Origin of the sequence: Pedobacter sp. SG908 (assembly GCF_011759615.1) — a bacterium.
Taxonomy (GTDB): Bacteria; Bacteroidota; Bacteroidia; order Sphingobacteriales; family Sphingobacteriaceae; genus Pedobacter; species Pedobacter riviphilus.
Genome location: NZ_JAAOYY010000001.1, coordinates 1,483,281 through 1,510,026 on the forward strand (window position 1 = coordinate 1,483,281; position 26,746 = coordinate 1,510,026).

The window sequence follows — 26,746 nt, forward strand, 5'->3', positions numbered from 1 at the left end:
ATAAACCAACCAAACCATTAGAACCACCAAGCAACAGAACACATGATTGAAAAAGAAACCACACAATTTAAGCCCTCACTTAAACTGATGGATGCAACAATGCTTGTAGCCGGAAGTATGATCGGCTCGGGTATTTTTATTGTAAGTGCCGATATTACCCGAAATGTAGGCAGCGCTGGCTGGCTCCTAGTGGTTTGGCTAATTACAGGCTTCATGACACTTACTGCTGCATTGAGTTATGGCGAATTAAGTGCGATGTTCCCTAAAGCTGGCGGACAGTATATTTATTTAAAGGAAGCATACAACCCGCTGATTAGTTTTTTATATGGCTGGAGTTTTTTTACGGTAATTCAAACTGCAACTATTGCCGCAGTAGGTGTGGCATTTGCTAAGTTTACCGCGTACCTTGTGCCTGCACTAAGTGAAGATTTAGTTGCCTTCGATCTGGGTTTTTTTACGATCTCACCAGCGCAACTATTGGCCATTGGGGTAATTATATTGCTTACCTATATTAACAATAGAGGGGTAAATGGTGGTAAAGTGATCCAAACTACCTTTACGGTGGCCAAATTGTTAAGTTTGTTTGGCCTCATTGCTTTTGGACTTTTCTTTTTAGATAAAGGTATCTGGAAAACCAATTGGGGAAATATGTGGACTTTAGGACCACTATCTGCCGATGGAAATATTGGTTCTTATACCACTTTTGCTGCCTTCGGAGCTATTGCTGCCGCGATGGTAGGTTCGATATTCAGTAGCGATTCCTGGCACAACGTTACCTTTATTGCTGGCGAAATTAAAAACCCCGCACGCAATATTGGTTTGAGTTTAGCTTTAGGAACCATTATCGTAACAGTACTCTATATCCTAACCAATGTGATGTACACAGGTGTACTTTCATTACACGATATTGCCTATGCCGATAAGGACCGGGTAGCGGTTTCTGCTGCGAACCATATTTTCGGTACAGCAGGCACTGTCATTATCGCATTAATGATTATGGTTTCAACTTTCGGTTGTAATAACGGTTTAATTATGGCTGGTGCCAGGGTATATTACTCAATGGCCAAAGATGGGCTTTTCTTTAAGAAAGTAGGTACACTCAACAAAAATGCAGTTCCTGGGGTTGGATTGTGGATACAGTGCATTTTTGCGTGTTTATGGTGTATTAGTGGAAAATATGGCGATCTGCTGGATATGATCTCTTTTGTGGTGGTGATGTTTTACATGCTCACCATTTTCGGAATTTTTATCCTTCGTAAAAAACGACCTGATGCCGAAAGACCTTATAAAGCCTTTGGTTATCCGGTATTACCCATTATTTACATTGTAATGGGACTGGCTTTCTGCATCCTCTTGATCATATTTAAACCTAAATTTACATGGCCAGGATTAATCATCACTTTAATTGGCATCCCGGTTTATTACCTGATTAAAGGGAGTATAGCCCGTTATGATTTGAAGGCAAAAGATGCAGCTGATGCGAACGGTTAAAATATTGATGTTATTCATCAAAATCTAGAGGAAGTCTGCAAAGCTGTAGCACTATATTTACCACAAAAAATCTGTAATGAGTATTTACGCAACCGCAAAAAAATCAGTAGCCTTCATCTTATTAAGCTTTGTTTCCGCTCAATTGCTGGCACAGCAGGCCAGATTGCAGCCATATGCACCGAGTGCTGCTGAAATGGCAGATGCTTATCAATTATCCGTAAAAATGGATACCGCATTGCGTAATATTCCAACCAATAATGATATTATTCCTTTCTGGAAAAAAGATGGCACCGCATTTTGGTATAAAAAGAATCTTCCAGGTAGAACATGGGAATATTATTATGTAGATGCTGCATCAGGCAAACGTAAAGCTGCATTTGACAACGATAAACTGGCCGAAAATATAGAAAAGATAACGGGTAAAAAGCAGAATCCATTAAAACTTCAGTTTGCTGAATTGTGTTTCGCTGATAAAGGGAATACGGCAAAACTAAAAATACAGGAGAACTGGTATCTGTTAAACCTGAACGATTATAGTTTAACCAATACAAACGATACCAGTATTTACCGCTACAATGCCAAGAAGCCTTTACAGCAACGGAGATCGCGCTGGCAAGGAAACCGCGAATCAAGAAAATCGCCAGATGGCAAAAGTGAAATCTTAATTCGGGGTGGTAACCTGTTTGTAATTGATTTAACAACAAAGGCAGAAACCCAATTGAGCACCGATGGTAATACCGATAAACCTTATGGTGAATTTGCATGGTCTCCTGATGGAAAAAATATTGTAGCTTATAAAATCGATCCGAAAGAAATTAAAAAAGTACATTATGTATTAAGCGCTGTTCCTGGTACTACACGCGGTGAATTAAAATCGAGAGAATATATGCAGCCTGGTGATGACTTTACCGCTTATCAGCCCTATGTTTTTAATATTGCGGCAAAAACTGCCATTAAAGTAGATGCCGATCCGATTGATTTCTTTGGTGCACCAGAACTGCATTGGCGGGGCAATAACAGCAGGTATTATACTTACGAGAAAGTAGACCGCGGCCATCAGCGTTTCAGGGTGATTGAAGTGGATGTTTTAACAGGAAAAACTAAAAATATTATTGATGAGAAAACCAAAACCTTCATTTACGAAAATCGCATTTATACAAGATATTTACCGAAAACAAACGAAATATTATGGACGAGCGAGCAAGATGGCTGGCGACATCTTTATCTGGTGAATGCTTTAACTGGAAAGCAGCAGTTAATTACAAAAGGAAATTATGTAGTTCGGGATATTGATAGCGTAGATATCGTAAAACGCCAGGTTTGGTTCAGGGCGAATGGAATGTATGCCGATGAAGATCCTTACTTTATCCATTATTACAGGATAGGGTTTGATGGAAAAGAGCTGGTAAACCTCACACCGAAAAAAGGCAACCATAACCTTAGCTTTTCGCCTGACCGTAAATACTATATTGATACCTACTCTCAGGTAAATGTACCACCCGTTACCGAGTTAAGGCTTACTGCGAACACTAAAAAAATAAGCGAAATAGAACATGGAAAAACAGATGCTTATCTGGCTACAGGTGTTAAACTGCCCGAGGTGTTTGTAGCCAAAGGAAGAGATGGTATAACTGATATTTGGGGCATTGTTTGTTTCCCTTCAAAAATGGATCCGAACAAAACTTATCCTGTTATCGAAAATATTTATGCAGGTCCTCATGATAGTTTTGTACCTAAAAGTTTCTTACCGGCAAGTGAAATGCAGAGCATTGCCGAATTAGGCTTTATTGTGGTACAGATTGATGGAATGGGAACTGCCAACCGATCTAAAGCTTTTCATGATGTATGTTGGAAAAACATAGCAGATGCCGGGTTTCCTGACAGGATATTGTGGATGAAGGCTATGGCGGTTAAATACCCCAATGCTGATATTTCTAAAGTAGGTATTTATGGCACTTCGGCAGGTGGGCAAAGCTCAACAGGTGCGCTGTTATTTTACCCAGAGTTTTATAAGGCCGCGGTTTCTGCCTGTGGTTGCCACGATAACCGTATCGATAAACAGTGGTGGAATGAGCAATGGATGGGCTATCCGGTAGGACCGCATTATGGAGAACAGTCTAACATTACAAATGCAGGTAAATTGCAGGGTAATCTATTTTTAATTGTTGGCGAAGCAGATGAAAATGTGCCACCAGAATCGACCTATCGACTTGCCGATGCATTGATCAAAGCAAATAAAAATTTCGATATTTTAAGCATTCCAGGTATGGGACACAGTGATGGAGGTATTTACGGACGTAGGCGTAAACGCGATTTCTTTGTGAAACATTTACTAAATGCCGAACCACCTAAGCCGAACCTTTCTAAATAGATTGATTGGTTATTGGTCATTAGTTTACCAGTCATTGGTTCATTAATAAATTGTAAACTGTTTACTGGAAACTGCCAATTACAAATTGTCAACTGGTTCATGAGTATATTCAAAATTCAATCATTAAAAAATAAATTGTTACTTTGGTACATTGCACTAAATCATCCTTTAACCATGTTACCAAAAATTAAAATATTCTGTCTGTTTTTACTTGTATTATTATCTAGCACATTTGCTGCTCATGCATCTATAGATTTCTACCAGATTAAAATTTACCACTTAAAAACCGATGCTCAAGAAAAAACAGTAGATGATTATTTGCAGAAGGCATATTTACCTGCGTTACACCGCAGTGGAATTGCGAAAGTAGGCGTGTTTAAACCGGTTGTAACTGATCAGGCTTTAGTTACAGAAAAACTGATTTATGTATTTATTCCAATAAAATCATTTAACGGAATTTTGGAACTGGATAAAAAGTTAGCAAAAGACAAACAATATGCGGCTGATGGTAAAATTTATCTGGATGCAGTTTATACAGATGTTCCTTTCGAACGGTTAGAAACCATTGTGTTAAAAGCCTTTGAAGATGCACCCCATTTTATGCTGCCTAATCTAAAATCGCCGATGAAAGAGCGGGTGTACGAATTAAGAAGCTATGAAGCCCCCACAGAGAAATATTTTCAGAATAAAGTTCAAATGTTTAATAAAGGCAACGAAATCGGTTTATTTAAAAGGTTAAATTTTAATGCCGTATTTTATGGCGAAGTAATCGCTGGTAGTCGCATGCCTAATCTCATGTATTTAACCACTTTCGAGAATAAAATAGATAGAGATGCGCACTGGAAGGCATTCTCAGCAGATGATTATTGGAAGAAATTATCTGCAATGCCAGAATATCAGCATAATGTTTCTAAAAACGATACTAAATTTGTTTACCCGACAGACTATTCTGATTTTTAAGAGTATAAAAGCTTAAAGTAAAAAGGCAAATAAATTCCGTGCAAGCCGGCGCTTCTCTAGCAGAAACTAGCAAATAGATTCTGAAATAAATTCAGAATAACACATCTACTTCGACTTTGGGTAAAACCTTAATATTCTTAATTTCTAAATGGTAGAAAGGTAAAGCAGCTATCATTAGTGAGCCACTCATAAAAGCATTTCTTTGTTTTTATGTTCAGCCAGGATCAACTCATTTACCATGTCTTCAAACTTTTTAAAATCGAAGGGTTTAAATAGAAAATAGTTGTCTTTATCAAAGGCATCTATAGCCTTATTATCATGGGCACTTATAAAAACAACAAATTTTACACTGTTTCGAAGCATTCTGGCTAAATCAATCCCTGATATTTCCATTTGGACATTTAAAAAAAGAAAATCAATTTTTTTGTAAGTCCAAAAGGCAGCCATGGCGTCTATTGTATCCGTAAAACTTCCTTTAAGTTGGAGCTTGTCTATTTTGGAAATAAAGTGTTCAAGTGTTTTTATACTCGTTTGGCTGTCATCTATAATTACACAGCTATAAGGTTGCAATGTTGGGGAATTCATTTAATCGGCAATTTTACAAACACTTACAAAATGCTTGCCATTCGATCCTTTTTTAACGTTGGTAATGTAAAAATGCTTTGTTTAAAATATAACTAATCAATGTTTTATGGTCAAGTAGTACTAAAAATAAACTATTTGTGCACTTTGTATTTTTTTTGATAGTATAGGCCAAGCCGTTCTATATAAAGCTATGGCTAAAATACTTCAATGCTTTTGTTTGTTAGTTATTGGTTCTTAATAATTAGATATTGATCCTTCTAAACCTTAATGCCTTTAACTCCTTAATCTCAGAAAAACATCACTCCATCTCCGGTAAAAAATTAGATAGGCAAACGATTGCGCGGTTTTTGTCTGCAAAAACGCACTGGTTACTTTAATGTGTTTGTTAACTTTATCCCACAGCAAACTACTGTTTAGCTAGTTCAACATATAAACACATAACCAAATCAAACTTTTAATGACCCCGCATTATTTTTTTAAAAACTTTAAAATAGTCAGTGCTAAAAATCAAGCTAAAAGCGTTGTGTTGGCATTTGCATTTTTTTTAATTGCCACTCCGTTTTTTGTTTCTGCTCAGAAAGCCGATCAGGTAGCACAAAAGATTACCAAAGTGCTTAGCGCAACAAAGATTAATACCACTACAATAGAATTATTGCTTTCTGATAACCAACGTTTAACCTTAGATTTTTATGGCGATCATATTTTCCGCCTTTTCGAGGATCCTACGGGAGGCTTCATCCGCGATCCGGAAGCAAAACCAGAAGCTAAAATTTTAGTAGAAAATCCACGTAAACCTGTTTCAAAATTAGATATTAAAGATGAACATAATCAACTATTCATATCTACAGGTAAAATCACCGTTCTTATCGATAAAAATACTTCGCTGATCAAAATCATCAACCTTGCTACACAGGCGGTGGTTTTAGAAGAATTAGCGCCGATTCAATTCGAGAAAGGAAAAGTAACCCTTAGTTTAAAAGAAAATCCACAAGAATATTTTTACGGTGGTGGGGTACAGAATGGCCGTTTCTCACACAAGGGAAGAAATATTTCCATCGAAAATCAAAACTCCTGGACAGATGGGGGAGTAGCCTCGCCCACACCTTTTTATTGGTCTACTAATGGTTATGCCGTAATGTGGTATACCTTCAGCAAAGGAAATTACAATTTTGGTGCTAAAGAAAAAGGATTAGTAAAACTGACACACGAAACCGATTATCTGGACGCCTTTTTTATGGTTAATGATGGGGCAGCACCTTTATTGAACGATTTTTACCAATTAACCGGAAATCCGATTTTATTGCCAAAATTTGGTTTCTATCAAGGACATTTAAACGCCTATAACCGCGATTTTTGGAAAGAAGACGAAAAAGGAACCTTGTTTGAAGATGGTAAACGTTACAAAGAAAGTCAGAAAGATAATGGCGGAATAAAAGAATCGCTTAACGGTGAAAAAAACAATTATCAATTTTCAGCGCGTGCCGTGATTGATCGTTATAAAAAACACGATATGCCTTTGGGCTGGGTACTTCCAAATGATGGTTATGGTGCAGGTTATGGCCAAACCGAAACATTAGATGGCAACATTCAAAATCTAAAGAGTTTTGGCGATTATGCTCGTAAAAATGGGGTAGAAATTGGCTTGTGGACACAGTCTGATCTTCATCCGAAACCAGAAGTAAGCCCGTTATTACAGCGCGACATTATTAAGGAAGCCCGGGATGCAGGTGTTAGGGTATTAAAAACCGATGTAGCATGGGTTGGTGCCGGTTATTCGTTTGGGTTAAATGGCGTTGCAGATGTGGCGCAGATTATGCCTTATTATGGCAATAACAGTCGTCCGTTCATCATATCATTAGATGGCTGGGCTGGTACACAGCGTTATGCCGGTATTTGGTCAGGTGATCAAACCGGTGGCGTTTGGGAATATATCCGTTTCCACATTCCTACTTATTTAGGCGCTGGTTTATCAGGCCAACCCAATATTACTTCCGATATGGATGGTATTTTTGGCGGTAAAAACCTAACCGTTAATACCCGCGATTTTCAATGGAAAACCTTTACACCAATGGAATTAAATATGGACGGTTGGGGAGCTAACGAAAAATATCCACACGCACTGGGCGAACCTGTAGCTTCGATTAACCGCAATTATTTAAAACTGAAATCGGAGTTGATTCCATATACTTATAGCATAGCCAGAGAAGCAGTTACCGGATTGCCCATTATCAGGGCGATGTTTCTGGAATATCCAAATGCCTATACCAAAGGTACTTCTACACAATACCAATACCTTTACGGACCTTCTTTCTTAGTGGCGCCAATTTATCAGGTAACTAAATCAGACGAAAAAGGTAACGATATCCGTAATGGTATTTATTTGCCGGAGGGAACATGGATTGATTATTTCACCGGAGAAAAATATACTGGAAACAGCATTCTGAATAGTTTTGACTCGCCATTATGGAAACTGCCAGTTTTTGTGAAAAATGGTGCGATTATCCCAATGACGAATCCAAATAACAATGTTGCTGAAATCAATAAAGCAAACCGTATCTATGAATTATATCCTTTTGGAAAAACCTCATTTACTGAATATGATGATGACGGCACAACAGAGGCTTATAAATTAGGAAAGGGCGCTTCTACTTTAATCGAATCAGAACTAGATCAAAAAAATAATGCCGTTATTACCATTCAACCGGCAAAGGGCGATTTTGATGGTTTTGTGAAAGAAAAAACAACTGAATTTGTAATCAACCTTAGCGAAAAACCAAAAAGGTTAACAGCAAAAGTTGGCAGTAATAAAGTGAAATTGACAGAAGTAAGCTCAAAAGACGAGTTTTTAAAACAGTCTGACGTTTATTTCTACGATGCCGCACCAAATTTAAACCGTTTTGCTACAAAAGGAAGCGAGTTTGAAAAAGTGGCAATGGTTAAAAACCCTCAATTGTTGGTTAAACTTCAATCTACCGATATTACCGTCAATCCAATTATACTTAGTATAAACGGATTTAAATTCGAGCCTGTAGATAAACAACGCTTGTTAACAGGGAAATTATCGGCGCCAGTGAATGCTCAGGTAAATGATAAAAACAGAGAAGCTTATACGCTTACTCCAAGCTGGAGTAAAGTGAGCAATGCAGATTTTTATGAGATAGATTTTAACGATATGCATTATACCACCATCCGCGATACTGCTTTATTATTTGATGGCTTATTGGCTGAAACAGCTTACACATTTAAATTGCGTGCTGTAAACAAAGATGGTTTCTCAGATTGGACCGAGATTAAAGCAACAACCAAATCTAATCCGCTTGAATTTGCCATTCAGGGTATAACAGCCGAAACTACTGCCGAAAACCAGGGTGGCTCTGGTATTGCCAATCTATTCGATTTTGATGAAGGCAATATGTGGCACACCAAATGGGGTGCTAAAGCAATTCCGTTTGATATGGTTATAGACCTTAAAACCATTAACCAGCTTGATAAATTCCATTACCTGCCGCGCAATGGAAGGGGAAATGGCAACTTGCTTAAAGGAACTGTATTTTACAGTAACAACAAAGAAAGCTGGACTACAGCAGGCACCTTCGAATGGGCTAACAGTGGTGATGTTAAAATATTCAATTTCAATGGTCACCCGAGTGCCCGTTACATCAAAATTGCTGTCGCCGATGGTGTAGGAGGTTTTGGATCAGGTAGAGAGCTATACGTATTTAAGGTGCCTGGAACCGAAAGTTATCTTCCGGGCGATATTAATAATGACCGTTTAATTGATAAGAACGATTTAACCTCATACATCAATTATACTGGTTTAAGAAAGGGTGATGCCGATTTTGAAGGTTATATCAGCAATGGTGATATCAATAAAAATGACCTGATTGATGCTTACGATGTTTCTGTTGTAGCTACACAGCTTGAAGGAGGTGTAAGTAGCGCTAAAACTGATAAAGTTGCGGGTAAACTAGAAATCAGTACGGCTAAACAAACTTACAACAAAGACGAAATTGTAGAAATTAAAGTAAGAGGAATAAACCTGAAAGCTGTAAATGCTTTAAGTTTTGCGCTGCCATATAATGCACAGGATTATGATTTTGTAAGCGTTCTGCCTTTAAATACGAAGCAGATGGATAATTTGACCAACGATCGCCTGCACACCAATGGCGCTAAGGTTTTGTATCCAACCTTTGTAAACGTAGGTAACAAAGATGCTTTAAACGAAACTACGGATCTGTTTATCCTGAAATTAAAAGCAAAACGTAAAGTACAATTTGGACTTAAGGTTAGTGAAGGCCTGTTGGTAGATAAAAATCTTAATTCTGTTAGATTTTAAACAAGTTAATATGAACAATGCGAATGCGGGGCTGATTTTTTATCAGTCTCGCATTTTTTGTTTCTGATGTATATCTTTTTCGAATAAGAGGCATTGTGGATTGATATGTTTGGATAAAACAATAGTTTAACAAATTGTATATTTACACCCGCTAAACTAATTTTTTATTCGGCTATCCCCATCGGCTTGCCCCTTATTATGCGATTTATTAAAGCATTTGGTTTTATTGTGCAATTCTGGCTGTTCTTTAACAGCGTTAATGCGCAAGTTGTAGGTAAAACCGCTATTCCAGAACATTATGTGCTTAAAACATATGGCATTAACGATGGCCTTCCATCTAAAAATACAACCGTTGCTTTAAAAGATAAAAGAGGTTTTGTATGGATAGGTACAGAAAATGGGCTTTGTAAGTACGATGGATATTCCTTTAAAGTTTATGTAAATATTGCTGGAGATAGCACCTCTTTAACCAATAATTACATTAATGCTATGGCAGAAGATAGCGATGGGACCTTTTGGGTGGGTACCATGAATGGTTTAAACAGGTTCGACCCGGTTACTGAAAAATTTGAACGTTTTTACCATAAAGAAAACGACAGAACTTCGCTAAGCAATAACAAAGTATGGTCTATACTGATCGATAAAACAAATAAATTGTGGGTAGGTACCGATGATGGATTTAACCTTTTTAACAAAAAATCGAAAACTTTTAAGGTTTATCAACCCGATGCAAAAAATCAGTATGCCATTAAAGGAAAATCGGTTAATGCTATTGCAGAGGATGCATCAGGTAATTTGTGGTTGGGTAATTGGAGTAAGGGACTGAATAAATTCGATCAAAAAACAAAGCGTTTTACCAATTACGTACAAAAGGAAATTGCCAATCAAAAAAATCCAAACGATATCTGGACCCTATGCATTGATCGCGATGGCATGATATGGATTGGATGCTATTGGAAAGGTGATCTGTTCCGCTTTGATCCGAAAAGTGAAATGTTTACTACCTACGCAAGCGGAGGGACAGGTAACGCTTCTGTATTTAATGTTTTAAGCTTAGGTGCCGAAAAACTATTGGTAGGTGGCAGCGCTGGAATATTCTGGGTAAACACAAAGCTAAATAAATGGCAAAAAATAGATGAACTCGAATTTTTTGCCAACGGAGGTTTATACCGCGATAAGACCGGAATGATATGGCTCTGTGGTAAAAATGGCCTCAGCAAAATTGATTTTAACCAATATAAATTTAATTTTATTTCACTTCCATTCGGACAGACGGAAATCAAATCGATGATTAGTGATGGTGACAATTTTTGGCTAGGAACCAACAAGGGACTTTATAAGTATAATACGAATAATCGCTCTATTACCAGACTTTCGCACTCCAATAACTCAAACAGTTTATCCAGTAACGACATTATTAACTTATCTGCTGATTTAAAAGGCCGATTATGGGTAATGAGTGAGAATGGATTTGACTGGTACAACGAAAAGGAGAATAAGTTTATACATCATCACCACCGTTCGGCGCTTGGTAGTTTTTTTAACGAAGATGTTTTTAGAGACCTGATAGAGGTAAACGATGGCGAATATTATTTAGCTACAGATGCAGGCTTAAAAATCTATAACGATAAAACCAAGACTTATACGCATTACTATAATGATCCTAAAAATTTGGGTTCACTAAGTAATAACCATTTATATTGCCTTTTGAAAGATGCGCAAGGCAATATCTGGATAGGAACATACGGTAGCGGCCTAAGCCGTTTTAATCCTAAAACCAAAAAGTTCAGCAATTACATGATCAATAATTCTAAAACGGGTGGCATTAGCAATAACATTGTTAACAGTCTTTACTTGGATTCGCATCAAAATGTTTGGATCTGCACCCGCGATGGATTGAATAAATACGTAGCTAAAACAAATACTTTCGAAATATATTCAAAACAAAATGGTTTTGCGAGCAATGTTTTTACCGATCTGGTAGAAGATAATAGCGGCAAGCTATGGGTAACTACCGAGCAAGGTATTTCACTTTTCGATCCTGTAACCAAAACTGTAAGAAATTATGACGAAAAGGATGGTGTTTATGCCAATGCTGCCATCTGTAAAAATAAAAAAGGAGAAATTTATCTGGCAGGCAATAAAGGCCTGGTTTACTTTAATCCACAACAACTTAAATACAATAAAGAAGCCCCTGCAGTTTACTTTTCTGATTTTTCGGTTTTTAATAAGCTGATCCTTCCTGGCAAAGATTCTCCTTTAAAATTGCCTATTTATATGACGAAAAGTATCACCTTGCCTTACGATCAGAGTGTGCTTTCTTTTGGTTTTGTTGCCCTGAATTATACACTTTCAGAAAAAAACCAGTATGCTTATTTCCTCGAAGGTTTCGATAAAAAATGGAATTATAGCGGCAGCGAACATAAAGTTACCTATACCAATTTAAACCCTGGTAAATACACCTTAAGGGTAAGGGCATCAAACAACGATGGCGTTTGGAATATGAAAGGAAATTCGCTGCAAATCATAATTACGCCACCTTGGTACCGCACCTGGTGGGCTTTTTGTTTTTATGGTTTGGCTTTCTTTGGTGTTGTGTACGCCTATCTTAAATATCGTGAGCACCAGTCTAACTTAAAATTTCAGATTAAGCTGGCTCATATAGAAAGTGAAAAAGAAAAAGAGCTTAGTGAGAAGAAACTATCGTTTTTTACCAACGTATCGCACGAGTTCCGTACACCACTTACCTTAATTATCAATCCGGTTAAAGAGCTTTTGTATAAGAATGATAATAATGTTGATACTACTGATTTAAATATTGTATACAGGAATGCCAAGCGGCTTTTAAGTTTGGTAGATCAGTTGTTGTTGTTTAGAAAAGCAGATACTTATGGCGAAAAGTTAAAAGTGGCACCGATAAATCTGGTGAGTTTGTGCAAAGAGGTATTCCTTTGCTTTATACACCAGGCCCGGTCAAAAAATATAACGCTCGAATTTAGCTGTACCGATGAGGTGATTGCTTTTTATGCCGATCGGGAAAAAATTGAAATCGTATTTTTTAACCTGCTTTCTAATGCCATAAAATTTACGCCAGAAGGTGGTCGTGTTAAGATGCTTGTAGATAACAGCAAGGAAAATGTAATCATTAGTATTGAAGATTCAGGCTGTGGTATCACCGATATGGCAGGAGAAAAATTGTACGAGAAATTTTATCAAGACCCTGGTAACAAATCAGCTAAGGGCGGTTTTGGAATTGGGTTATACCTCGCTAAAAATTTTATCGAAATGCATGGAGGAACGATTAACTATACCAGTATAGAAAATAAGGGTACTACCTTTAATATTGCTTTGTTAAGAGGCGTAAGTCATTTTAAAGAGGCCATCATATTGCAGGAAGAATTAATCGATACCGACTCTTCATTGTTTAAAGAATTGATAGAAGATGAGATAAGCGCTAATAAAATTGTAGAGGCTGCTGAAGGGCAAATAGTAGATAACCAGCTCGCCATAGAATTAAAAAGCATGCTTATTATTGATGATAATATCGAAATAAGGGAATATCTTAAACAGGTTTTTAGAATGGATTATCACCTTTACGAAGCCAGCAACGGCGAAAAGGGCTATGAAATGACAAAAGAGCTACTTCCCGATATCGTAATCTGCGATGTGATGATGGACGGCATAACGGGTATAGAGCTATGCAGTAAAATAAAAGAAGATGTTTCCATCTCTCATATTCCGATTATTTTGCTTACTGCTATTTCTGCACCAGAGGTTAAGCTTAAAGGAATAGAAGGTGGCGCCGACGATTACATTAGTAAACCTTTTGATAAGGATTTTTTAAAGGCAAGGGTTGCCAGTATATTAAAGAGTAAAAATGCACTGCAAAGGTACTTTTACAATGAAATTACACTTAACTCAAACAACACCAAAATCTCGGCAGAATACAAAGAGTTTTTAGATAACTGTATCCGTATTGTAGAAGAACATCTTATCGACCCTGATTTTAATATCGATACCCTGTCAACCGCCCTGGGCATGTCGAGATCTAATTTATACCGCAAAATAAAATCCATTTCAGGCCAGTCTGCCAATGGGTTTATCCGTTTCATCAGGTTAAGGAAAGCGGCCGAAATTTTTATCAATACAGATAAAACCATTCAAGAAACTTCTTATATGGTAGCCATTACCGATCCTAAATATTTTAGAGAGCAGTTTTATAAACTATTTAACATGAATCCATCACAGTATATTAAAAAATTCAGGAAGCCCTTTTCTAATCATATCCAATTAAATTCAACTGGCAAAAAAGATAAATCATAACTCTATTTATCTGCGCGTTTTTCTTTAATATGCCTTAAAACCTCATTTAGGCCCTAATTAGGTCTGTTTACCCCTCAAATTTGGATTGTTTGTACCCTTTTAATATTGTTTGTTGGCGCTAATTTAGACCTCTACAAAGCAGTTCTATAACTATAAAATCTAATGGCGAACTTTTGCTATCTCAGATATAGATCTGACCTGCTAACCAAATATTAATGTGCAAACCAAAATGAGAAAAAAAAATCTGAAGGAATTTTCGCCTTTAAAATTCTTTAAAATTAAAGCATTGGCTTTTCTATTTATCCTATCCATTAGTTTACCGGTAACCGCTTCTTCTTTTTCCGCATTGACGGGAAAAATAAAACTGGCGCGCGAGATTGTGGTAACAGGTACCGTAACAAACGAAACCGGAGCTACATTTCCGGGGGTAGCGGTTAAGATTAAGGGAACTGAAAAAGCAGTCCAAACCGATGCAAAAGGTAAATTTAGTATCAGTGTAGCAGCCACAACAGACGTACTTGTTTTTTCTTACGTAGGCTATACCATCCAGGAGCAAACGGTTGGAGATAGAACAACCATTAATGTTCAGCTTTCGGCTGATACCAAAACATTAAACGAACTGGTGGTGGTTGGTTACGGAACACAGAAGAAAGCAACACTTACCGGATCAATATCGCAGGTAAAGGGAGCTGACTTGGTGAAGAGTCCGCAACCGAACTTATCCAATTCGTTGGCTGGCCGGTTTTCTGGGGTAGTAATTAACAATAGGAGTGGCGAGCCTGGTTACGATGGTTCGAACATTACCATCAGGGGTTTGGCTACTACCGGTAGCAATAATGTATTAATCGTTGTAGATGGAATTCCCGGGCAGATCGGCGGACTAGAGCGTTTAGATCCCAATGATATTGAAAGCATTTCGGTATTAAAAGATGCCTCTGCAGCTATTTACGGTAACAGAGCAGCCAATGGGGTAATTTTGGTGACGACTAAAAAAGGAAAAACGGGTAAACCAACTATCAATTATAGTTTTAACCAAGGTTTTAGCTCGCCAACAAGATTGCCTAAAATGGCTGATGCGGCAACTTATGCACAGATTATGAACGAAATTAGTTTCGATTCTAATCCTGCAGGAGGTCTTAATCAATCTTATACGGCAGATCAGATTGAAAAATTCCGTAATGGTTCCGATCCATTGTTGTATCCTAATACCGATTGGACCGACCAAACTTTAGAGAAAACAGCTTTACAAAGCCAACATAGCCTTTCGATTAATGGTGGCGGACAAGATGTGAAATATTACATGTCGTTAGGAACTGTTTCTCAGGATGGCTTGTACAAAAATGGAGCAACTAAATATAATCAATACAATTTCCGCACGAATGTAGACGCTAATGTTTCCAAATATCTTAAAGTTGGCTTATCGGTATCCGGCAGACAGGAAAATCGTTTGTTCCCTCAGGTTGCAGCCGGCGATATTTTTAGATCTATTTATAGGGCAAAACCTATTGTATCTGCTTATTATCCAAATGGTTTGCCTACAACAGGTATAGAAAATGCCAACCCTGCGGTGCAGGTTACCGATATAGGTGGAACCAGTAAATCTCCAACTCAGGTTTTAAACGGTATTTTAAGAGCTACTTTTATTATTCCTGGCGTAGAAGGCCTTTCTGTTGATGGTTTCTTTTCTGCTGATAAATCTAATGTATTTACCAAAAGCTTCAACAAACCATATCTGCTGTACCAGTACGATCCAACATCTAAAACCTATAATAGCGTGATTACAGGTGGTAACAATCAAAAAGCGACATTAATCGAAAAACACCAAAACGAATCGTTACTTACTTCGAATATCAAACTAAATTATGCACGTCGTTTTAATTTACATGATATAAACGCTTTTGTAGGGTACGAACAAAGTGAAAATCATTTAGAATATTTCGATGCACAACGCTTTAATTTCTTATCTACCAATTTGCCCGAACTTTCACAGGGAGGTGCGGCGGCTACCGATTATCTGAACTCGGGCTATAGCTCAAACTATAACCGTAAAAGTGTAATCAGCCGTTTGGCTTACAGTTATGATGATAAATATTTATTTGAAGGACAGTTACGTATCGATGGTTCATCTATATTTCCGGAGGGTAAGCGATTTGGCTATTTTCCTTCTGCATCTGCAGGATGGGTGATGTCAAAAGAAAAATGGTTTAGCGATAATGTTAAATTTGTTGATAATCTAAAAATCAGAGCCTCATACGGAGCATTAGGTAACGATAACGTAAAAGGGTTCCAGTATTTTGATAACTATGTACTGGTTGGGAACGGGTTTGTGGCCCAAAGTCCGGGAGCTGCATCATCATCCATACAACCAGGCGTAAACCTGGTAAAGCTTGCAAATCCAAACATCACTTGGGAAGTGGCAAAAAAGCTTGATATTGGTATCAATGCCACTTTGTTTAAAAACTTTAGCATTGAGGCCATTTATTTTCAGCAAAAAAGATCTGATATCTTAACCACCCGTAATGCCTCATTGCCTGGTTCTTCAGGTATTGTAAATCCATTTGATGATAAGAGTGTGAACTATACGCCGTTAGTACCTTCAGAGAATATTGGAAAGGTGAACAGTAATGGTTTCGAAGCTACTTTAGGTTATAACCACAACGGCGAAAACTTTAAATGGAATGCATCGGGAAACTTTACTTATGCTAAAAGTAAAGTGATATTTATCGATGAAGCTAGCGGTACGCCAGATTATCAACGCAAAACAGGCAGACCATTAAATGTTGATCTGCTTTACAATGCCATTGGCATATTTAGAACACAACAGGAGTTAGATGCTTACCCACATGTTAGTGGTGCTAAAGTTGGCGATCTTAAATATCTTGATTACAATAATGATGGCAAAATAACTGCCGATGACCAAACCAGAACGCCGTATAGTAACATCCCTCAAATTACTTATGGATTTACACTTGGTGCTTCTTATAAAAACTTTGATTTATCAATGGTATTAGCCGGACAAACCCAGGTAAGCCAATATGTTCTGCCAGAATCAGGAAGCATTGGTAACTTTTACAGCAGCTGGGCCGATAACAGGTTTAGTGCTGCAAACCCGAACGGAACTTACCCAAGGGTAACCGATCGGGCTTCAAATGCCATTAGTGGTGGGCAGTTTAATAATACTTTCTGGTTAAATGATGCCTCATTTTTAAGACTTAAAAATGTAGAACTTGCCTATAACATTAAGGCCAGTTTCTTAGAACGCATAAATGTATCGGGATTAAGGATTTATGCCAGTGCCTTTAACTTATTTACGATTTCTAAAGTAAAGGATTACGATCCTGAAGGAACCAGCGGTAGCGGACAGTTTTATCCGCAGCAACGCATTATTAACTTGGGCGCCAATATTAAATTTTAAACGTCATGAAAATCAAATCAATATATAAAATATCATTCTTGTACCTATTTTTGGTTGCAATATGCATTACAGGCTGTAAAAAAGACATTCTAAATGTAGAACCAACCGATATTCTTTCGCCTGCTACTATAGAAACCGATACAACCGCATTAGAGGCTTATATAACCAACCGCTATCTTGGTACACGTTTGCAGGATAAAGAAGCTGATGGATCTGCCCCAGGTTTTGGTAGAGGTTTTGAATATAGCATGTGGAGCTCTTTTACAGATGAATCTATTTATAATAATGATGATGCAACCTGGTTGATCCAAAGAGGACAGCTGGCTCCAGAAAACCTGGGTAGCGCCGGTGTATATTGGGGCAGGAGTTATCGGGGGATTAGAGAGTGTAATTACGCACTGGGCGTGCTGTCTAAGATTGCAATGAGCGAGTCGCATAAAAAGAAGTTAATAGCAGAACTTAAATTTATAAGGGCTTTCCGTTATCAGGATTTGATCAGAAACTATGGTGGCATCGTTTTGATGGGCGATAAGATAACCGAACTTTCAGATAACCTGCAGGATCCGGCACTGTTTCAACGTGCCTCGATTAAAGAATCTATAGATTATGTAGCAGCACAGCTAGACCAGGCTGCGGCAGATTTACCTTTAGATAATAGTAATAACTGGCTAATTGGTAGGGCAACTAAGGGTGCGGCACTGGCACTTAAATCGCGCTTATTGTTATATGCAGCAAGTCCATTGTATAATGCTGGTACCTGGCAGGCGGCTGTTACTGCAGCTCAGGCCGTTATTTCTTTAAATAAATATGGAATATATACTGGTGGATATGCAAACTTGTTTTTAACTGACCAAAGCAATGAAGTTATTTTTGCAAGATTGTTTACCAAAAATGCCAACCATACCCATTTAGAAATTGCAAACGGACCAAACGGTTATGGCGGTTGGGGCGGCAATTTGCCAATGCAGAACCTGGTAGATGATTACGAAATGGCCAATGGGAAACCGATTACAGATCCTACTTCTGGTTATGACAGTAATGAACCTTACAAAGGCCGTGATCCGCGTTTTGCAGCGACCATTTTATACAATGGAGCAGCATACCGCGAGCGTAATGTAGAAACCTTTATTCCCGGAGGAAAAGACAGTAAAGACGGAAGTGACAATTGGAACACCACAAAAACCGGATATTACCTTAAAAAATTCATGAATGATGCTTATCCATTGCAAAACCCTTGGGGCAACGCAGGTTTTCAGCCATGGATCTATTTTAGATATGCAGAAATTTTGCTTAACTATGCTGAAGCTGCGAATGAAGCTTATGGGCCTGACGCTGTTCCTGCCGGATCGACAATGTCGGCCAGACAAGCCATAAATATGGTAAGGGCAAGGCCAGGTGTTAATATGCCTGAATTGGCTGTTGGGCTTACACAGGCACAAATGCGCGATGCAGTCCGTTATGAACGTAGGGTAGAACTTGCTTTCGAAGAGCATCGTTTTTATGATGTAAGAAGATGGAAAATTGCCGATGTAACGGAAAACAAACCTGCTGGTGGAATGATTATTACCAAAACAGGCACTGGGTTTACCTACACGCCTAAAGTTGCTTTAGATGGGCGAAAATTTGAAACCAAACACTATTGGTTACCTATACCTAGAGCCGAAATTTTAGCATCAGGTGGTAAATTGCAGCAAAACCCTGGTTATTAATAAATAAAAATTAAGTTTTTGCATGATAAAGCCATATCAACATCTTGACCGTTTTTTTATTTGCCTGGCCATGTTTTTCTATGGCCAAACAGCCCTTGCACAAGAGGCTGTTGTAAAGATAGAGATCGATCCGGCAATCACATTCCAAACGATAGAAGGCTTTGGTGCCTCTGATGCATGGACTTGTCAATTTGCCGGATTATGGCCTGCAGAGAAAAAGGAGAAGATGGCTGATTTGCTTTTTAGTACCCAAACTACAAAAACGGGTCAGCCCCTAGGTATTGGCCTTAACATGTGGCGTTTCAGTATTGGTGGCGGCAGTGCCGCCCAAGGTAAGGCAAGCGATATTGGCGACGAATGGCGTCGTCAATACGCTTTTCTGCAACCAGATGGTCGTTATGATTGGAGTGCGATGCCCGGGCAGACCTGGTTTTTAAAGGCTGCTAAAACCCGCGGCGTAAAACAGTTTATCGGCTTTGTAAACAGCCCGCATGTGCTTTTTACCAAAAATGGAAAAGCCTATTCCACAGATGGTAACTGCAACCTGAATTTTGATAAACTGCCCCAATTTACTGAATACCTTGTTACTACCATAAAAGGAATAGAAAAAACAACCGGAATAGAACTAAATTACCTTAGCCCTGCAAACGAGCCACAGTGGAAATGGAATGAACACAACCAGGAAGGTTGCCCATATAACAATACCGAACTTGCTCAACTTTATAGGGGTGTTAATGAGGCTTTTGTTAAAAATCAGGTTAAAACCAAAATACAAGTAGGAGAGGCTGGTCAACTCGATTATTTATATGATAATGGAAATGCCACAAAGGGAAATCAGGTATATCAATTCTTTAATGCTTCATCTCCGAATTATGTTGGCAACCTTTCTAATATAGATCAGTCTATTTCTGGTCATAGCTATTTTACAACAAGTCCTGAACAAAAATTTATTAATACTCGTAAAAAAACAGCGGAAGCAGTAGCCCAGATACAAGGTTTAAGGTATTGGATGTCTGAATATTGTGTACTTGGAGATGATGTGCTTAAAGGCGAAAAACGTGATTTGGGTATGGTAACCGCCCTTTTTATTGCAAAGTTGATCCACCACGATCTCGTTTTATCAAATGCTACATCATGGCAGTGGTGGTTAGCCGTATCGGCAGGCGATTATAAAGATGGGCTAGTTTATATTGATAAAAACAAAACAGATGGGCAGGTGTATGATAGTAAATTGTTATGGGCTTTAGGTAATTATAGCCGTTTTATTGGTGCTGGCAGTAAACGGCTTCAGGTTAAAACAATTGAAGAAAAAGTGCCACAGGTGTATGTGTCATCTTACTTGCAAAATAAAAAACTCGTAACGGTAGCCGTTAATCCTACAGAAAACGATCTCGATCTGGATATTGATGTAAAAGGGAATAAGCAAAGTTTTGTACAAACCTATGTTACTTCAGCCGAATACAGTTTGTCGCCCTACAAACAATATCAGGATACGAAACGTGTTCGTGTTCCTGCTAAATCTATAACCACCATACTCAGTAATTAATTTTCTTAGTCAGGAATTATAAAGCGCCCTATTTTTTTATACCAATCATTTTGTTTTGTGCTGAAAAGCATTTTACAAATCGATATGGCAAAACTATGCTTTCGATTTTTTAAATACTTAATACATCTTAAATGAAATCTACCCTTAAACACGTAATGATTAAAGTAATTTTAATTACTTGTTTTGCCAGCTTTGGTGCGTTTGCACAGGTTAAGCATACTTTTAAACTCGCAGACTCCGTTTTTCTGCTCGATAATAAACCCTTTCAGATCATTTCAGGAGAAATGCATTACCCCCGTATACCAAGAGAAGCCTGGCGCGATAGAATGAAAATGGCTAAAGCCATGGGCTTGAATACCATTGGTACCTATGTGTTTTGGAATGTGCACGAACCGCAGAAAGATCAGTTTGATTTTTCTGGTAATAATGATATTGCCGAATTTGTACGTATTGCAAAAGAAGAAGGCTTATGGGTATTGCTTCGCCCTAGTCCGTACGTATGTGCCGAATGGGAATTTGGTGGTTATCCATTTTGGTTACAGAATATTAAAGGCTTACAGGTGAGGAGTAAAGAAGCACAATATTTAAAAGAATATAAAGAATACCTTACAGAGATTGGTAAACGTTTAGCGCCATTACAAATTAACCATGGTGGTAACATCTTAATGGTACAGGTAGAAAACGAGTATGGTTCTTACGGAAATGATAAGGAATATTTGAAGATCAATGCCCAGCTCTTTAAAGATGCCGGTTTTGATGGTGTACTTTCTACCTGCGATCCGGTTCCGGCATTAGCGGGTGGACATTTAGCGGGCTTGCTTCCTGGAGTTAACGGTATTGATAATCCTGCTCAGATCAGAACACTGATCAATAAATATAACAATGGTACCGGACCTTATTTTGTGCCAGAATGGTATCCGGCCTGGTTCGATTGGTGGGGTACAAAACACCATGAGGTAGATCCAAAAACGTACGCCAATAAACTAGATACTGTACTCAAAGGAGGGGTTTCTATTAACATGTATATGTTTCATGGCGGTACAACAAGAGGTTTCATGAATGGGGCAAATTATAACGATTCTACAGCCTACGAACCACAGATTAGTAGTTATGATTATGACGCGCCCTTAAATGAAGCGGGTAATGCAACGGCAAAATTTATGCTTTTCCGCGAAGCGATTAAAAAGAATTTGCCTGCAAACCAGACACTTCCGGAAGTACCGGCTGCCAAACCTGCTGCGGCATTGCCTGTAATCACCTTTACCAAATCAACCGATATTTTTAACTTGGTTGGCAAGCCAAAATTAAGTGAAAAACCATTAACCTTCGAAGCCCTTAACCAACCTTATGGTTTTGTACGCTATAGCAGTACCATAAAAGGAGGACGTAAAGGTGTAATTAAAATCAATGAGCTGCGCGATTACGGATTGGTGTATATCAATAAAAAACTTGCAGGTGTTTTAGATAGAAGACTTTATCAGGATAGTTTAATGGTCAATCTTCCTGCAGGCAACGTACAATTGGATATTTTGGTAGAAAACATGGGGAGGATCAATTTTGGGCCTTACCTGCTTAAAAATAACAAAGGGATTACTAAAAATGTAACTTTTAATGGTAAGGAGATTAAATCGTGGAAAATGTACCCTTTGCCATTTGATAAAATAGATACCCAAAAAATACCTGCTAAAGTAACAAGTCAATCGGCAGCAGTGCTAAAATCGGCCTCATTTAATTTAACAAAAGTTGCCGATACTTACTTAGATATGCGCCAATGGGGGAAAGGACTGGTTTGGGTTAACGGACATAATTTAGGTAAATACTGGGGTATTGGACCACAACAGACCATTTATTTGCCAGCAGAATGGCTTAAAAAGGGAAAGAATGAAATTGTAGTTTTCGAACTGCTTAAACCTAAGCAGAATATATTAACCAGTTTAGATAAAACCATTTTAAATGAGTTGAAAGGTAAATAATATCTTGATTTTCTTCTGGTCAATGCATCAGCAATATTAATTACAGGGCTTGAAAAAATAAAATTTCAATCTAACAATAGCCATTATGTGAACCAGGTGCATAATGGCTATTGCTGCGCTATCTTCAACTGTTGACCACTTATTTGAGCAGTGAAAAATTAAGGGGTTGTTCTGATTAATAATTTTTACTTAACTAGAAACTACTATAAAAATAGATTTTTTAGTAGACATTGGTTTTAAATAGGGGAACAAACATTTGTTGCAAGATATCATTTATAATGGCCAGAAATAATATCGTAATGACCACAAGAAGGCTTTTTATCTTATTTATCCATTTTCGCAACGAAGCAGCCGAAGAGAAAGAAAAAAGGTGTTTTTTTTATGGTGCTTAACCATATGAATTATAAATATTTAACTGTTTTTTATTTCGTTAATGTTAAGTTTTTATTAAATAGATTGCCTTTATTCTTTGCAAGAATGAATTTAATTCCTAACTTCGCAGCCTCGAAAGGGAGAAAATGATTCCGTAGCTCAGCTGGTAGAGCATTACACTTTTAATGTAGTGGTCCTGGGTTCGAATCCCAGCGGGATCACAGAAAACCTCACAGAAATGTGAGGTTTTCTTGTTTTATGCCCGCTGGGGTTCGAACAGAAGGGGAGGCCGGGTTCGATTCTGGAAGGCTCAAGCAATGCGTTCGGGCCTAAAGCGACTGAGCCAATCCCAGCGGGATCACACCAAAGACTATCAAAATGTATAAAACCCTGCAATCACACGATTAGCAAGGTTTTTGCTTTTAGGGAATTGCCAAAAATTACACCTGGCTAATCCTTTTCAGAAGATCCACCTAGAAACAAAAATATCAAGCTTTTTAAAAAGTCCAGCCTATAAAACCTATACATAAATCAAATAATTTTGTATATACGAAATATTTCGTATATTGAGGTGTGTTATGAAAAATATAGCCTTATTGATCTGTTTTCTATTAATAAGTGTTTGTTGTTTTGCACAAAGCAGCGACAATCCAATGAGATCGCCAATCGACTCTGCGGTGGCTAAACTAATGGCCGCATACATGAAGGAGGGGAAGCGGGTAGGCATTTCGATCGGGGTAAATTATAATGGAAAATCCTATACCTACAATTATGGCGAAACGGCGCCGGGATCTAAAAAACTCCCCAGCAGCAACTCCATCTATGAGATCGGTTCGATCACCAAGACCTTTACAGGATTACTTATCGCTCATGCGATTACGGAAGGGAAAATGTCTCTAAATGATGATATCCGTAAATTCCTACCAGGCAATTTTCCAAATCTCCAGTATAAAAACGGCGGTTCGGTAAAAATTGGCTATCTATTGGCGCATACTGCCCAGTTTCCCAACAGTTTTGGTAATGTATCCGGTAAGCCAATAGAAACACCTACTTTTCTGGATTCTCTTCATCAGGTAAAGCTCGATTCCTTAAAATCTTTCCGTTACGCTTATTCAAATGTGGGCTACCAGCTGCTTGGCCTCATTTTGGAAAATATTTATCAAAAGACCTATTATCAGCTCATCAGCCAGTATATTACTTCTCCCTTGGGCATGGTACGAACTGCTCTTAACTACAGTGTAAAGTATGCTAACGGGCAACTTAGCGGCTACGGTGCAGATAGAGAAGCGGTTGGAAATATGCCAGGTACTCTCCCAGGAGCAGGAAGCCTTCACTCTTCGGTAAGCGATATGCTCAAATACCTTAAGTACCAGAACGTAGAGAACAATCCTGCGCTCAAACTAAGCCACCGGATCATTTCGGGAGACATCGATAACGGTGCGCATGCCTTCCAATGGGAGATCGGAAAGACTTGGAACTGGGACCAGTACCTTAGAGTTGATGGGGGAACAAATGGCTTTCGCAGTTTCTGCCTCATCTATCCGCTAAGCCAAATCGAAATTGTTATTCTTTCAAACCAAAAGGACGACTCGGCCGGAGTCGGACTTTATAGAGTGGCAAGCGGTATATATAAAGTCGTTAAAGAAATCAAATAGATACAAGAGATTAAGCCCCAAAACCACGCCCATCAAAGCATTAAAAAGTTATGCGGGAAAAGGAATAGATTCGTCAACCCAATATTATAGTCTTAGTTTTTCCATCAATAGCTGTCTATAGTTTGCACCTATCGGGATTTCTTCTGTGCCTAATGTTAAAGTATTTCCTTTTAATGTTTTGATTTTGGAAAGGTTAACCAAATAGGAGCGGTGAACACGCAGGAATTTGTTAAGTGGCAATATTTCTTCAAACATCTTCAGGTGCTTGGAAACAAAGTATTTAGTACCACCCGAGCAGAAAATCCAGCAGAAATCTTTTTCTGCATGGATAAATTCAATATCAATATGGTTAATACGTACCAACTTCGAATCCTGTTTAACAAAAATGTAATCAGGAGTATCTGGTATCGGTTGGGAATGAAGTGGTGTTTTTCGATCTATTGCTTTCTGTACAGCCTGGTAAAACCGCTCAAATGTAATGGGCTTCAACAGATAGTCTACAGAGTTCAGTTCAAAGCCTTCTACTGCAAAATTGGCAAAAGCGGTGGTAAAAATAACAAGGGGTGCCCGGCGCAATGACCTTAAAAATTCTGTTCCTGTAATGGTTGGCATTGCAATATCCAAGAAAATGAGATCAATGGGCGTTTCATGCAAAGCTTCATAGGCTTCGGTTGCGTTCTTGCATTTTTTGATAAGCGATACCTCTGGGATTCTCTCTATATACCCCTCCAGCAATTTTCTTGCAATGGGCTCATCATCCACAATAAGACAATTTAGTTTGATCATAGCTGGATAGTTAAATTTACAGCGTAAACCCCATCTAAAACTGAAGTTTCATACCAATGATTATTCTTGTAATAAAGTTCCAATCTCTTTTTCAGGTTGTTAATGCCTATACCACCAACTGTACGCCCTTTTTGTCCTTCGCCTATACCGTTCTCAATGGTAAATCTGAACCGTCCTTGTAGTACATCCAAAAAAATGTCAATATACGAACCCTCTTCATCATTATTATATTTAAAAGCATTATCAATTAACGGCATTAACAATAAAGGGGCGATGTGATAATCATTATGGTCCAGTTGCCATTTAAAATTCACCTTGGTGTCATTCAGTCTTACCTTCTCCAGCTCGATATAATCGCTTATCAGTTTCAGTTCTTTTTCTATTGGCATCAAGTCTTCGTTGGAATCATACAGGGTATAACGCAACAACTCAGAAAGCCTCGATACCAATCCTGCCGATTTCTCTTTATCACCGCTAAGAATGAGCCCATAGATATTGTTCATGGCATTGAACAGAAAATGTGGATTTAACTGTGCCTTTAAGAAGTTGAACTCAAGTTGCAGATTTTCTTTGGCCAGTTCCAAGGTCCGAATGTGGCTTCTAAAGGACTGAATAGCCATTTTGATACTGAATGGAATGCATAGTGCAAACAAGAGTAAGATGGGGGTACCCAAGCCTAAAAGTCTGGTCAGTATTATATTGATAAGCCCCCTTTCCAAATAAGCTGCATAGGCTGCATTCTCGTGGTTCAGTATCCCTTTGCATCCCTCACACGTGTTTATTATTAATATTTCAAGGTAAGAATCCAGTACCGTATAGCAAACCAATGCAACAAGCAGATAAGTAATCCCGATTGCATAACGCCTTTTGTGTAATATCGGCAATATTCCGTATACCGCGACGTAATAAAATGTAGCTAGAACAATGGTGCTAATTAAGGTTAGAAGTAGATATGCCGCTAATGGGAAGGATTTATATACATTGAATGAAACATTTGTAAGATAGAGTTTTATCACAAAAAGCACAGCCCAAAAGAGAAGGTGTAAGCTTATCCTGATGGTTGGCCTAGCATATATTTTTTCAATGAGCTTAAAGGTCTGCATGTGTTAAATATCTGTTATTCTTTACACTAGCGCAAATATTAACGACCAACGGGCCAAATTCACCAACTAAACCCTGTCATTGCCCAATGAGTGATTTTTCTTTAGGCAATCCTTACTTTAT

The 26,746-nt window shown here is 38.2% G+C and carries 13 protein-coding genes and 1 tRNA gene; 11 read left to right on the forward strand and 3 right to left on the reverse strand.

Features of this window, described 5'->3' with window-relative positions:
• Positions 1 to 42 precede the first annotated feature (42 nt).
• From FHT21_RS06165 to FHT21_RS06175, 3 genes are all read left to right on the forward strand, one after another.
• A complete protein-coding gene (locus FHT21_RS06165) occupies positions 43 to 1,491 on the forward strand; it encodes an amino acid permease (RefSeq protein WP_167293857.1) in 1,449 nt (482 codons plus the stop codon).
• A 76-nt stretch (positions 1,492 to 1,567) separates the two neighbouring features.
• Complete coding sequence (locus FHT21_RS06170; RefSeq protein WP_167293858.1) at positions 1,568 to 3,862, forward strand: S9 family peptidase; 2,295 nt, start codon at positions 1,568 to 1,570, stop codon at positions 3,860 to 3,862.
• A 99-nt stretch (positions 3,863 to 3,961) separates the two neighbouring features.
• On the forward strand, positions 3,962 to 4,822 hold the full coding sequence (locus FHT21_RS06175) for an NIPSNAP family protein (protein ID WP_243853880.1): 861 nt from the start codon (positions 3,962 to 3,964) through the stop codon (positions 4,820 to 4,822).
• Positions 4,823 to 5,008: 186 nt separating this feature from the next.
• Here FHT21_RS06175 and FHT21_RS06180 read toward each other — a convergent pair whose 3' ends face one another.
• Positions 5,009 to 5,392, reverse strand: a complete 384-nt coding sequence (locus FHT21_RS06180) for a response regulator (protein ID WP_167293859.1) — start codon at positions 5,390 to 5,392, stop codon at positions 5,009 to 5,011.
• Positions 5,393 to 5,933: 541 nt separating this feature from the next.
• Between FHT21_RS06180 and FHT21_RS06185 the strand changes: the two genes are divergently transcribed.
• The 8 genes from FHT21_RS06185 (at position 5,934) to FHT21_RS06220 (ending at position 24,736) form a co-directional block, all read left to right on the forward strand.
• On the forward strand, positions 5,934 to 9,743 hold the full coding sequence (locus FHT21_RS06185; RefSeq protein WP_208398876.1) for a TIM-barrel domain-containing protein: 3,810 nt from the start codon (positions 5,934 to 5,936) through the stop codon (positions 9,741 to 9,743).
• Between the two features lie 198 nt (positions 9,744 to 9,941).
• Positions 9,942 to 14,066, forward strand: coding sequence for a two-component regulator propeller domain-containing protein (locus tag FHT21_RS06190; protein WP_167293861.1), 4,125 nt, complete (start codon positions 9,942 to 9,944; stop codon positions 14,064 to 14,066).
• A gap of 229 nt (positions 14,067 to 14,295) precedes the next feature.
• On the forward strand, positions 14,296 to 17,481 hold the full coding sequence (locus tag FHT21_RS06195; RefSeq protein WP_167293862.1) for a TonB-dependent receptor: 3,186 nt from the start codon (positions 14,296 to 14,298) through the stop codon (positions 17,479 to 17,481).
• Between the two features lie 5 nt (positions 17,482 to 17,486).
• Complete coding sequence (locus FHT21_RS06200; RefSeq protein ID WP_167293863.1) at positions 17,487 to 19,190, forward strand: RagB/SusD family nutrient uptake outer membrane protein; 1,704 nt, start codon at positions 17,487 to 17,489, stop codon at positions 19,188 to 19,190.
• 22 nt (positions 19,191 to 19,212) lie between these two features.
• Positions 19,213 to 20,736, forward strand: coding sequence for a glycoside hydrolase (locus FHT21_RS06205; RefSeq protein WP_167293864.1), 1,524 nt, complete (start codon positions 19,213 to 19,215; stop codon positions 20,734 to 20,736).
• A gap of 131 nt (positions 20,737 to 20,867) precedes the next feature.
• Positions 20,868 to 22,709, forward strand: coding sequence for a beta-galactosidase family protein (locus FHT21_RS06210; RefSeq protein WP_243853882.1), 1,842 nt, complete (start codon positions 20,868 to 20,870; stop codon positions 22,707 to 22,709).
• A gap of 520 nt (positions 22,710 to 23,229) precedes the next feature.
• Positions 23,230 to 23,302: transfer RNA gene (locus FHT21_RS06215), tRNA-Lys, on the forward strand.
• A 357-nt stretch (positions 23,303 to 23,659) separates the two neighbouring features.
• Complete coding sequence (locus FHT21_RS06220; protein WP_167293865.1) at positions 23,660 to 24,736, forward strand: serine hydrolase domain-containing protein; 1,077 nt, start codon at positions 23,660 to 23,662, stop codon at positions 24,734 to 24,736.
• 84 nt (positions 24,737 to 24,820) lie between these two features.
• Here FHT21_RS06220 and FHT21_RS06225 read toward each other — a convergent pair whose 3' ends face one another.
• Positions 24,821 to 25,522, reverse strand: coding sequence for a LytTR family DNA-binding domain-containing protein (locus tag FHT21_RS06225; protein WP_208398877.1), 702 nt, complete (start codon positions 25,520 to 25,522; stop codon positions 24,821 to 24,823).
• Positions 25,519 to 26,142: a sensor histidine kinase gene (locus FHT21_RS06230; protein WP_167293866.1), complete on the reverse strand. Its 624-nt coding sequence runs from the start codon at positions 26,140 to 26,142 to the stop codon at positions 25,519 to 25,521. The genes FHT21_RS06225 and FHT21_RS06230 overlap by 4 nt, the downstream gene beginning before the upstream one ends.
• Positions 26,143 to 26,746: the final 604 nt, after the last annotated feature.